Source organism: Achromobacter sp., assembly GCF_036567245.1.
Lineage (GTDB): Bacteria > Pseudomonadota > Gammaproteobacteria > Burkholderiales > Burkholderiaceae_B > Achromobacter.
Genome location: NZ_DATCUY010000397.1, coordinates 1 through 10,196, shown reverse-complemented (window position 1 = coordinate 10,196; position 10,196 = coordinate 1). Strand labels below are relative to the sequence as shown.

General features: G+C 67.0%; 12 protein-coding genes. 2 read left to right on the top strand and 10 right to left on the bottom strand.

Annotated elements, in window-relative coordinates; translation table 11 throughout:
• Both VIR09_RS16860 and VIR09_RS16855 read right to left on the bottom strand, forming a co-directional pair.
• On the bottom strand, positions 1-206 hold a 206-nt coding region (locus tag VIR09_RS16860), incomplete at its 3' end, for a FecR/PupR family sigma factor regulator (RefSeq protein WP_332013912.1).
• A complete protein-coding gene (locus VIR09_RS16855; RefSeq protein ID WP_332013911.1) occupies positions 203-715 on the bottom strand; it encodes a sigma-70 family RNA polymerase sigma factor in 513 nt (170 codons plus the stop codon). The genes VIR09_RS16855 and VIR09_RS16860, both read right to left, overlap by 4 nt.
• Positions 716-870: 155 nt before the next feature.
• Between VIR09_RS16855 and VIR09_RS16850 the strand changes: the two genes are divergently transcribed.
• A complete protein-coding gene (locus tag VIR09_RS16850) occupies positions 871-1,197 on the top strand; it encodes a hypothetical protein (RefSeq protein WP_332013910.1) in 327 nt (108 codons plus the stop codon).
• Positions 1,198-1,263: 66 nt separating this feature from the next.
• Here VIR09_RS16850 and VIR09_RS16845 read toward each other — a convergent pair whose 3' ends face one another.
• From VIR09_RS16845 to cadR, 6 genes are all read right to left on the bottom strand, one after another.
• Entirely contained in the window at positions 1,264-1,857 is a 594-nt protein-coding gene (locus VIR09_RS16845; RefSeq protein WP_332013909.1) for a nitroreductase, read from the bottom strand.
• A gap of 86 nt (positions 1,858-1,943) precedes the next feature.
• On the bottom strand, positions 1,944-2,927 hold the full coding sequence (locus VIR09_RS16840; RefSeq protein ID WP_332013908.1) for a tripartite tricarboxylate transporter substrate binding protein: 984 nt from the start codon (positions 2,925-2,927) through the stop codon (positions 1,944-1,946).
• A 176-nt stretch (positions 2,928-3,103) separates the two neighbouring features.
• Positions 3,104-3,919, bottom strand: coding sequence for an enoyl-CoA hydratase (locus VIR09_RS16835; protein ID WP_332013907.1), 816 nt, complete (start codon positions 3,917-3,919; stop codon positions 3,104-3,106).
• Positions 3,916-4,659, bottom strand: coding sequence for a FadR/GntR family transcriptional regulator (locus tag VIR09_RS16830; protein WP_332013906.1), 744 nt, complete (start codon positions 4,657-4,659; stop codon positions 3,916-3,918). The genes VIR09_RS16835 and VIR09_RS16830 overlap by 4 nt, the downstream gene beginning before the upstream one ends.
• A gap of 83 nt (positions 4,660-4,742) precedes the next feature.
• Positions 4,743-5,924 (bottom strand): CoA transferase, encoded by a 1,182-nt coding sequence (locus VIR09_RS16825; RefSeq protein WP_332013905.1) that lies wholly within the window; start codon positions 5,922-5,924, stop codon positions 4,743-4,745.
• A gap of 188 nt (positions 5,925-6,112) precedes the next feature.
• The gene (gene cadR, locus VIR09_RS16820; RefSeq protein WP_332013904.1) at positions 6,113-6,547 is read right to left on the bottom strand and encodes a Cd(II)/Pb(II)-responsive transcriptional regulator; all 435 of its coding nucleotides are present in this window, start codon (positions 6,545-6,547) and stop codon (positions 6,113-6,115) included.
• Between the two features lie 133 nt (positions 6,548-6,680).
• On the opposite strand from cadR, the gene VIR09_RS16815 reads away from it, so the two are divergent.
• A complete protein-coding gene (locus VIR09_RS16815) occupies positions 6,681-9,098 on the top strand; it encodes a heavy metal translocating P-type ATPase (protein ID WP_414639439.1) in 2,418 nt (805 codons plus the stop codon).
• A 64-nt stretch (positions 9,099-9,162) separates the two neighbouring features.
• Here the strand turns inward: VIR09_RS16815 and speG are convergent, their stop codons facing one another.
• Both speG and VIR09_RS16805 read right to left on the bottom strand, forming a co-directional pair.
• Positions 9,163-9,747: a spermidine N1-acetyltransferase gene (gene speG, locus VIR09_RS16810; RefSeq protein ID WP_332013903.1), complete on the bottom strand. Its 585-nt coding sequence runs from the start codon at positions 9,745-9,747 to the stop codon at positions 9,163-9,165.
• Positions 9,748-9,804: 57 nt separating this feature from the next.
• Positions 9,805-10,196: LysR substrate-binding domain-containing protein (locus VIR09_RS16805; RefSeq protein WP_332013902.1), on the bottom strand; the 392-nt coding region annotated here is incomplete at its 5' end.

Genomic DNA, 10,196 nt, shown 5'->3' with positions numbered 1-10,196 from the left:
GCCCGTGCCGGGATGCCGTCAGGCAAGGGCGCGAACGTGCTTTTCAACGCCTCCGCGACCATCTCCCAGGCGGCGGCGTGGCGTGGATCAGCGCGCCGCCAGGCGTCGAAGCGAACCCGCTCGGCGTCACCGGCCACGCCCGATGACAGCACTACCATCCAGTCGACCGCGGCCTCGAGGTCCGCAGGCAGCGTCGGCCCGCTCATGCCGCCAGGCGCGCCGCCACGCACAGCGTGATGGCCTGTTTCATGCAGCGCCGGACGGTGATGGCCGACACGCCAAGGCGCTCGGCGATCTGCGGGTACGTCAGTTCGTCCAATTGGCTCAGCAGGAATACCTGGCGCGCCCGCGCCGGCAGGCGCTGCAAGGCGCGGTCGATCTGTACCAGGGCCTCGATCGCCAGCGCGCGTTGCTCTTCACTGGGAGCGTACGCCAGCGGCAGCGATTCGAGCGTGTCGAGATAGGCCCGCTCGAGTTCGCGGCGGCGCCAAAAGGTGTACAGCGTGCGCTGGGCCAGCGTGGTCAGGAAGGCGCGCGGTTCCCGGATCGCTTCGGACTGGCGGCCCGCCAGCACCCGCACGAAGGTATCGTGCGCCAGGTCGGCCGCATCGTGGCGGCAACCGAGCCGGCGACGCAGCCATTCCTGCAACCATGGATGATGGGCCTCGTACAACTGGGCGGCGGAGGGCGGCATCGGCTGCGCAGGATGGGACATGGAAGAAAACGCCAGGGCGGGCCAATCAAAAATAAGAATTATTGTCATTTATTTCCGACGGCGCAAGCGCGGCTTGCGATAGCGGCCGGCGGCAGCTGCCCGGGCAGGACGCAGCGCGCTCTATACTTCCTGACCCTGATTCCCTGGAAACCGACGTGCCCGGATTGACCGCCTCCAAATGGTTCAGCTGGACCGGCATCGTGTTCGCCGCGCTTTACCTCGCCATTGTCATCCTCTGCGTCGCCGGCGCGCTCTCGGCCGACGGCGACGACAAAGGACGGTTCGTATTGCTGCAATTGCCGCTGGCGCTGCAACTGGCGCTGCTGCATGAATTGAACCTGGACCGCCTGCTGGGCGAGCTGTCGTGGGTCGGCGGCTATCTGCTGATCGGACTGCCCACGCTGGCCCTCTTCTACTTCTCGGGGTGGTGCCTGGAGCGACTCGTGCGCGTGGCGTTCCGGCCGATCGCGGGCCGACGCTAGGCAAACGCCCCATGAAAAAACCGGCCTATGGCCGGTTTTTCGTATGGAGCAGCGAGGTCCGCGGACTCAGACCGGACCGGTCCACTCCGTGACGAACTCGCGGTAGTCCGGGCGGTTGGCGGGCGGCACGGCGCAAGCCGGGGTGCCGATGGCCAGGAAGCCCAGGAAGCGGTAGTCCAGCGCATCCAGGCCCAGCGCGTTCTGCACATCTTCCACGTAGGTGCCGATGCCCGTGCTCCAGAACGCGCCGTAGCCCAGCATGTGCACGGCGTTCAGCAGGTTCATGGTGGCGGCGCCAGTGGCCAGCAGCTGTTCCTGTTCCGGGATCTTGGTGTTGTCGTGCGCGATCTTCTGCGCCACTGCGATGAACAGCGGCACGCCCGCCATCCACTCGCGCACCGACTTTTCCTTTTCGGGCGTCATGCGCGGATCGCCGCTGCGCTTGACGGCGTTCAGCGCCAGATCGGCCAGCTTGCCGATGGCCTCGCCCTGGATCACCACGAAACGCCACGGACGCAAGGCGCCATGATCGGGCGCCGACATGGCCGCCTGCAGGATCTGTTCGAGTTCCTCGGGCTTGGGCGCCGGGGCGCGGAGGAACTTGAAGGAACGGCGCGTATTCAAGGCATGCAGCGGGGTGGCGGTCTGGGTAGTGGTCATCGGATCTGGCGTCAATGAGAAAGAAACACAATTCATATTACGCCACTCCGCTGCCACGGACCGTCATCCCCCCGGACCGTCAGAGGTCATTCGATCTGGATGCCGACCTCTTTGATGACGCCCGCCCAGCGCGCCAGCTCACCGTTGACGAACTGGCCCAGCTCGGCCGGGCTGCTGGCGCCGGGCGTCGCGCCTTCGCCCTTGAAGCGGGTCTGCAGCGCGGGTACCGCCAACGAACGCGCCACCGCCTTGTTCAGCACTTCCACCACTGCCTCCGGCGTGCCCTTGGGCGCCATCAACGCATTCCACGTGTTGATCTCGTAGCCCTTGAACATGGGGTCCTCGGCCACCGTGGGCACCTCGGGCAGTTCCGCCGACCGGTCGCGCGTAGTGACGGCCAGGGCGCGCAGGGCGCCGGCGCGGACTTGTGGCAAGGCTGCGGGCAAGGTGGCGAAACTGAACTGGGTTTCGCCGCTCATGACCGAGGAATTGGCCAGCGAGCCGCCCCGGTACGGCACGTGCTGGATCTGCACCTTGGCCTCCGAGGCGAACATGGCCCCGGCCACGTGCACCGGCGAACCGTTGCCGCTGGAGGAATAGTTCAGATCGCCCGGCTTCTCGCGCGCCAGCTTGACCAGATCGGCCACCGACGTCACCGGCAGCTTGGGGTTGGCAACCAGCACCAGCGGGATCGAGGCAATCATGCTGACCGGCGTGAAGCCGCCCACCGGGTCGTAGCCCAGCGACTTCTTGTACACGACCGGATTGATGCCATGGCTGGACACGGTGGCCATGAACAGGGTGTAGCCGTCGGGCGCGGCCTGCTGCACGGAGGCCGCGGCGATGTTGCCGGCGGCGCCGGCCTTGTTCTCGATGATGACGGGCTGCTTGAGCTCCTTGCTCAACTGCTCGCCCAGCGCGCGCGCCAGGATGTCGGTGGTGCCGCCGGCGGCATAGCCCACCACGATGCGCACCGGCTGGCTGGGATACGCCCCCTGCGCGTGCAGCGGCGCCGCGCACAGCCACACCGCCAGCCCCGCCAGGCCTGCCCTCAGATGAACCGCTTTCATGTCTGTCTCCTCGTCGCCGCGCTTATTGCGCGGTCTATGGCCTGGCCGTCCGGAATGGGATCGGTGGCCGGGTTGATCCGGTCCGCGCGCGGATCCCGGACGCAAGCCTCCCCCGGCCGCGCCGGCGACGGCGCGGACCTGCAAGCCGCGTAGGGAATCCGGCCCGCGGCCGGAGATCAGGTGCCGGTAAACACCGGCGCTCTCTTTTCCGCGAACGCCTTGCGGCCCTCGCGGTAGTCATTGCTTTCGAAACACTCCAGCACCAGCCGGCGCATGCCTTCCACGTCGACCTCCGGTCCCAGTTGCTGGAGCTGGCGGATCATCTTCTTGCCCGCGCGCAGCGTCAGCGGCGCGTTGGCCTGGATCTGCGTCAGCATGGTCTCCAGTACCTGCGGCAGTTCTTCCGCCGGCGCCACCTTGCGGATCAAGCCCAGCTCCTTGGCCTGGTGGGCGTCGTAGCGCGCCGCTGTCAGGAAGATCTCCAGCGCGTTGGCCGGGCCGACCGCGGTGACCAGATTGCGGATCGCGGTCAGGCGGTAACCCAGGCCCAGCTTGCCGGCGGGGATCGCGAAACTGCTGTTGTCGGAGGCGATGCGGATGTCGCAGCACAGCGCGATATTGAGGCCGCCGCCGATGCAATAGCCCTGGATGTACGCGATCGTGGGCTTGTCGTAGTCGTACAGCGCCAACTGCGCGGCTTCGGCCACCCGCTCGTATTCCACCACCGCGTCTTCGCCGCTGCGCAGCGTGTCGAACTGCGAGATGTTCGCGCCGCTGACAAAGGCCTTGCCGCCCGCGCCTTGCAGCACCACCGCGCGGATCTCCGGGTCCTGGCGAAAGGCTTCGAGCACCACCGGCACCGCCTCCCACATGGCGAACGATACGGCGTTGTGCCGCTGCGGATCGTTGAAGGTCAGCCAACCTATCGCGCCGCGCTTCTCGGCCACGATGTTGTCGGTGATGTCGCCCTGCAGGATGCGTTGGATGCTCACGGTTGCTTTCCTTGTATGACGGTCTGGTGCCGTTGGATGCCATTGGTCAGGTGCACGCGCATGGCAAGGCGCGCGGCCTCGCTGTCGCCGGCCACGATGGCGTCGAAGATGCGGTGGTGTTCGCGCTCGATTTCCGGCACGCGCTCGGTGCCGGCGCTGGTGTAGCGCAGCGTGCGCACGGCGCCGCGGAACACGTGGCGCAGGTGCGCCAGCAAGCGTACGAAGTAAGGGTTGTTGGTGGCCTCGCCCACGGCCATGTGGAAGTCCAGCGCATGGTCGGCGCCGGCCTGCCAGTCGTTGCCGGCGGCGTCGACCCGTTGCAGAGCCTGGCGCAGGGTTTCGATCTGTTCTGCACTGCGATGCAGCGCCGCCTGTGCGGCCGCGCCGGATTCCAGTTCCACCCGCAGCCAGAATATGTGCAGCAGCGGCTCGGGCTGCAGCAGGTCTTCGGGCGCGATCTCGAAATTGCGCGTGCCCACGTCCTGCGCCACGAAGGAACCCACGCCGCGCCGCGTGTCGACGTAGCCCGACAGCTTCAGCCGCGCGATCGCCTCGCGCACCACGTTGCGGCTGACGGCGAACATCTGCGCCAGCTCGAATTCCGTAGGCAGGCGCTGGCCTGGCTCGAATTCGCGCGCCACGATCTTCTGGCGGATCTGCGAGGCGATCTCGTCCGGCAGGTTGTCGGGGCGTCCCAGGCTGGTGAAGACCTGGTCGGCGGGGGTGGATGGTGCGTTCATGTCTGGGCTGTCTCCGTCTGGGCCGCCGGATACGCGGGCGGCCTTGGCGGCGATATTATGCTTGGAGCCTGGGCCGGCGGCCCTCAGATGACGCCCTCGCGGGCCAATTGCTGCAAGTCGGCCTGCGCCAGGCCCAGCATGCCGCCATAGACGTCGCCGTTGTGCTGGCCGCGTTCGGGCGCAGGCGCCATCTCTCCGGACGCCGAGCGGCTCAGGATCATGGGCTGCCCCACCACCGAAATCGGCCCCAACGAGGGATGCTGGATCTCGCGGCTCAGCCCCAGATGCTGCACCTGCGGATCCTCGAAGGTCTGGTCCATGCCCAGGATCGGGCCGCAAGGCACACCCTCCTTGTTCATCAGCGCAATCCATTCGGCGGTGGGCCGGGTGGCAGTGCGCGCGCCGATGGCCGCGTTCAGTGCAGGACGGTTGCGCGCCCGCAGCGGCACGGTCAGGAAACGCTCGTCCTCGATCAGTTCAGGCAGTTCCAGCACGCGGCACAGGCGCGCGTAGATATCGTTGCCCATGGCCGCGATATTCATATAGCCATCGCTGGTGGGGAACACGCCGGTCGGGCTGCTGGTGGGGTGATCGTTGCCGCTCTGGCCCGGCACTTCGCCGTTCATCAGCCAGCGCATCGCCTGGAAATCCATCATCCAGACCTGCGATTGCAGCAGCGAGGTCTGCACCCACTGCCCCTGTCCCGACACCTCGCGCTCCAGCAGCGCGATGAAGATGCCGATGGCGCAGAACAGGCCGGAGGTCAGGTCCGCCACCGGAATCCCGGCCCGCATGGGGCCGCGGCCGGGTTCGCCGGTCACCGACATCAGCCCGCCTATGCCCTGCGCGATCTGGTCCAGTCCCGGCCGCCCGGCGTAGGGACCATCCTGGCCGAAGCCGGAGACGCTGGCGTAGACGATGCGCGGATTCACCTGGCGCAGCGTCTCGTAATCGATGCCCAGCTTGAACTTGACGTTGGGCCGGTAGTTTTCCACCACCACGTCGGCCTGGCGCACCAGGTCCAGGAACAACGCCCGGCCCTGCGGATGCTTCAGGTTCAGGGTGACGCTGCGCTTGTTGCGGTGGGTGTTCTGGTAGTCGGCGAACTGGGCCGAGCCGCCCGGCTTGTCGTCCTGCTCGTCGCTCGGCTCCTCGATCTTGATGACGGTGGCGCCCCAGTCCGCGAACTGGCGCACGGCGGCGGGTCCCGACCGCACCCGCGTCAGGTCCAGGACGGTAAATCGGCCCAAGGGCTTGGAATCCATGCTTGTCTGCCTCTCTGTTCGGCGCTGTTGGTCGTGGACCACGGCTGCCTTTTCTTTATTTGTTGGATGTTGGACATCTTACATGCTGGTTTCAGTCGCAACAAGACACCGCCGCGCTTTTTGCGCGACGGGTTTTCCCTAGGATTTCAGCCTTGCCCTCACTGGCTTCGCCCCGCTGGGGGCGAAATTCAGCCCAGGTGCGTGTGGCGTTCCTGGCGCTCTTCCACCTGCATTTCGCTCAGGCCATGCAGGATGCCGCAGTCTTCCGCATCGGGCCGGGCCGACAGGCAGCGCTGACGCAGCTCGGTCAGTTGGGTTTTGAGCTGGGTCAGTTCGGCGATGCGCTCGTCCACGTGGGAGATATGCTCGTCGAACAGTTCATTGATGGGGCCGCACCCGCTTTGGTGGTTGTCCGCCAGCGACAAAATGGCGCGGATCTCGTCCTGCGTCATATCCAGCGCGCGGCAGTTGCGGATCAGGCGCAACCGTTCCAGATGCGGCTGGCCATAGCTGCGGTAGTTGTTCAGTCCCCGTTCCGGGGCCGGCAACAGCCCTTCTTTCTCGTAATACCTGACGGTTTCGACCGTGGTCCCGGCCGCCGTGGCCAATTCGCCGATACGCATCGCTGCCTCCCGGATCGCATCCGATTGATATAGGGGGTTGACCCTATAGTAACTCCAAGGTGTGGAATAGCGTCACCAGCTTATTTCAAGGCAGAGGACGATGTCTTTACCTCCGGTCAAAAAACACGAACATATGCCCGTCGGGCAAGGCGGCGGCGGCTGCACGCATGACGCATGCGACGCCCCCGGCAAGAACGCTCAAGCCCATGCCGGCCATGACCATGCCGGGCACGACCACACAGACCACGGTCACGCCGGTCACAGCCACGCGGGCCATGATCACAGCCACGACCACGCCGGCCACGATCACGATCACAAGCATGACCACAGCCAGAAGCACGATCACGGCAACGACGCCTGCTGCGGCCACGGCGACGGCCAGCCCTTCAGCGTCTCGGGCGCCGGCGCAGCCGCGCTTAGCGCCGGCCCGGGCCAGTCGCTGGCGCGCCTGCGCATCGGCCAGATGGACTGCCCTACCGAGGAAACGCTGATCCGCAAGAAGCTGGACAACATGGCCGACGTGCATGCGCTGGACTTCAACCTGATGCAGCGCGTGCTGACGGTGGTGCACGCCGAAGGCGCGCTGGACCGCGTCATGGCCGCCATCAAATCGCTGGACATGACGCCGGAACCGCTGGCCGACAACGCGCCCGGCACACCCGCCCCCGCCGCCAAACCCGTGAACTGGTGGATGATCGGCGGCGCGGGCGTCCTGGCGGCGCTGTCCGAACTGTCGCACTTCGCCGGCTGGCCGCTGGGCGTCACCGCGGCCCTGGCCGTGGCCGCCATCCTGGCCTGCGGCATCACCACCTACCGCAAGGGCTGGATTGCCGTGCGCAACGGCAACCTCAACATCAATGCCCTGATGAGCATCGCCGTCACTGGCGCCGTACTGATCGGCCAATGGCCCGAGGCGGCCATGGTGATGTTCCTGTTCAACGTGGCCGAGTTGATCGAAGCCCGCTCCCTGGACCGGGCGCGCAACGCGATCCGCGGCCTGCTCGACCTGGCGCCGGAAACCGCCACGGTACGCCAGGCCGACGGACAGTGGCAGGAAGTGCCCGCCGCCAAACTGCAGGTAGGCGACATCGTGCGCGTGCGCCCTGGTGAACGCATCGCCGCCGACGGCATCATCGTCAGCGGCAGCTCGGCCGTGGACCAGTCGCCCATCACAGGCGAAAGCCTGCCCGTGGAAAAGGCGCAGAACGACCCCGTCTACGCCGCCACCGTCAACGCGGCCGGCTCCTTCGAATACCGCGTCACCGCGGCGGCCGGCAACACCACGCTGGCGCGCATCATCCACGCTGTCGAGCAGGCGCAAGGCGCGCGCGCACCGACCCAGCGCTTCATCGACCGCTTCTCGCGCATCTACACGCCTGCGGTGGTCGGCATTGCGCTGCTGGTGGCGGTGCTGCCGCCCCTGTTGTGGGACCAGCCCTGGTTCGACGCGATCTACCGCGCCCTGGCGTTGCTGATCATCGCCTGCCCCTGCGCGCTGGTGATTTCGACTCCGGTCAGCATCGTCAGCGGCCTGACCGCAGCCTCGCGCCGCGGCATCCTCGTCAAGGGCGGCGTGTACCTCGAAGAAGGCCGCAACCTGAAATGGCTGGCGTTGGACAAGACCGGCACGCTGACCCACGGCAAGCCGGTGCAGACCGACATCCAGGATTGGGACCTGTCCGACCAGAGCCGCCAGCCGGCCACGCTGGTCGCAGCCAGCCTGGCGGCACGCTCCGACCACCCGGTGTCCTTGGCCGTGGCCAATGCCGCGCGCGAAGCCGGTACGGTCCTGCTGGACGTGCAGGACTTCACCGCCCTGCCCGGCCGCGGCGTCAGCGCGACGCTGGACGGCGTGACCTTCCAGCTGGGCAACCGCCGCCTGATGCGCGAACTGGGCGTATCCAGCCCCAAGCTGGAAGCGCGCCTGGATGAACTGGAACGCCAGGGCAAGAGCGCCATCGCGCTGACCGACGGCAGCCGCGTGCTGGCCGTGGCCGCCGTGGCCGACACGGTCAAGCCGACCAGCGCCGCCGCCATCGCGGACTTGCACGCCCTGGGCGTACGCACGCTGATGCTGACGGGCGACAACACCCCCACGGCGCAGGCCATCGCGCAGCAAGTCGGCATCGACGAAGCCCGCGGCGACCAGTTGCCCGAAGACAAGCTGGCCGCCATCGAGAGCAAGCTGGCGTCCGGCGGCCGTGTCGGCATGGTGGGCGATGGCATCAACGACGCCCCCGCCCTGGCCCGCGCCGACATCGGCTTCGCCATGGGCGCGGCCGGCACCGGCACCGCCATCGAGACGGCCGACGTGGCCCTGATGGACGATGATCTGCGCAAGATCGGCACCTTCCTGCGCCTGTCGCACGCCACGCACCGCGTGCTGGTGCAGAACATCGTGCTGGCGCTGGGCATCAAGGCCGTGTTCCTGGCCCTGGCCATGACCGGCAACGCCACGCTATGGATGGCGGTGTTCGCCGACGTAGGAGCCAGCCTGCTGGTGGTGGCCAACGGCCTGCGGCTGTTGCGGGCGGCGCCGGCCGCCCATTGACACAAAGGGGCAGCCCGGCTCCCCGGCGGCGCATGCTGAGCATGGCCGCCGGCAACAGCAGGTTTCAGCCCGCCTGTTCTTCCTGTGGCCAGTCGCGCAACACCGGCGCATCCGGGGCGCCGGGACCGACGTCGCGCAAATGGTCGTGCTGCAGCAGGGCCATGCGGTAGGCGTCGCGGTAGCCGCCGTTGGAAAAGAACTCTTCCTTCAGCAAGCCTTCGATCTGGAAGCCGCAGCGCTCGTAGATGTGCACGGCAGCGGTGTTGTCCTTGTCCACCACCAGATAGACCTTGTGCAGGTTCAGCACGCGGAAAGCGTAGCCCACCGCGATGCGGGTCGCCGCCTTGGCGTAGCCCCGGCCCTGATAGCTGGGCGCGATGATGATCTGGAATTCGGCGCGGCGGTGGATGTAGTCGATTTCCACCAGCTCGACCAGGCCGGCGGGCTGCCCGGTGTCGTGCTCGATGATGAAACGCCGCTCGTTCTGGTCATGCAAGTGGCGGTCATACAGGGCAACCAGTTCGTCGTAGGCCTCGTAGGGCTCTTCGAACCAATAACGCATGATGACGTCGTTATTGTTGATCTTGTGCACGAAGTGCAGGTCGCCACGCTCCAGGGGGCGTATTTTGATATCGGATATGACCGACATAGTGATACCTCCGAAAGTGCGCCCATTGTATGCGGGCTCGGCCGGATGCGCTGGCGCTCAGCCCCCCGAGAAGGCCGGCAGGCGTTGCTCGATGCGGCGCATGACCTCGTTGGCGGCGGAAGACAGCGGCCGTCCCAGGCGCAACAGCGCCTGGCATTCCGGCGCGCTCAGGATCGGATGCGCGATGGGAATCGCCACCAGTTCGCCGCTAGCCAGTTCGTGATGCACACCCAGGTTGGGCATCAGCGTCACGCCCGCCCCCGTCATCGCGTACTGCTTCAACACGCGCAGCGAATTGGTGGTGAGGCTGGGCGTCAGATGGATGCGCTCGGTGAATTCCAACAGATCCACCGCCTGGCGCAGCCCATAGGGCGCGGACATCAACGCGAAGGGATACGGCAGGATGTCGGCAATGGTCAGCGGCCCGCGCCGCGCGGCCAGGGCGTGGC

Coding starts and splice junctions, on each gene's coding strand:
- VIR09_RS16855 (WP_332013911.1), bottom strand. CDS start 715: ATGTCCCATCCTGCGCAGCCGATGCCGCCCTCCGCCGCCCAGTTGTAC.
- VIR09_RS16845 (WP_332013909.1), bottom strand. CDS start 1,857: ATGACCACTACCCAGACCGCCACCCCGCTGCATGCCTTGAATACGCGC.
- VIR09_RS16840 (WP_332013908.1), bottom strand. CDS start 2,927: ATGAAAGCGGTTCATCTGAGGGCAGGCCTGGCGGGGCTGGCGGTGTGG.
- VIR09_RS16830 (WP_332013906.1), bottom strand. CDS start 4,659: ATGAACGCACCATCCACCCCCGCCGACCAGGTCTTCACCAGCCTGGGA.
- VIR09_RS16825 (WP_332013905.1), bottom strand. CDS start 5,924: ATGGATTCCAAGCCCTTGGGCCGATTTACCGTCCTGGACCTGACGCGG.
- cadR (WP_332013904.1), bottom strand. CDS start 6,547: ATGCGTATCGGCGAATTGGCCACGGCGGCCGGGACCACGGTCGAAACC.
- VIR09_RS16815 (WP_414639439.1), top strand. CDS start 6,681: ATGCCCGTCGGGCAAGGCGGCGGCGGCTGCACGCATGACGCATGCGAC.
- speG (WP_332013903.1), bottom strand. CDS start 9,747: ATGTCGGTCATATCCGATATCAAAATACGCCCCCTGGAGCGTGGCGAC.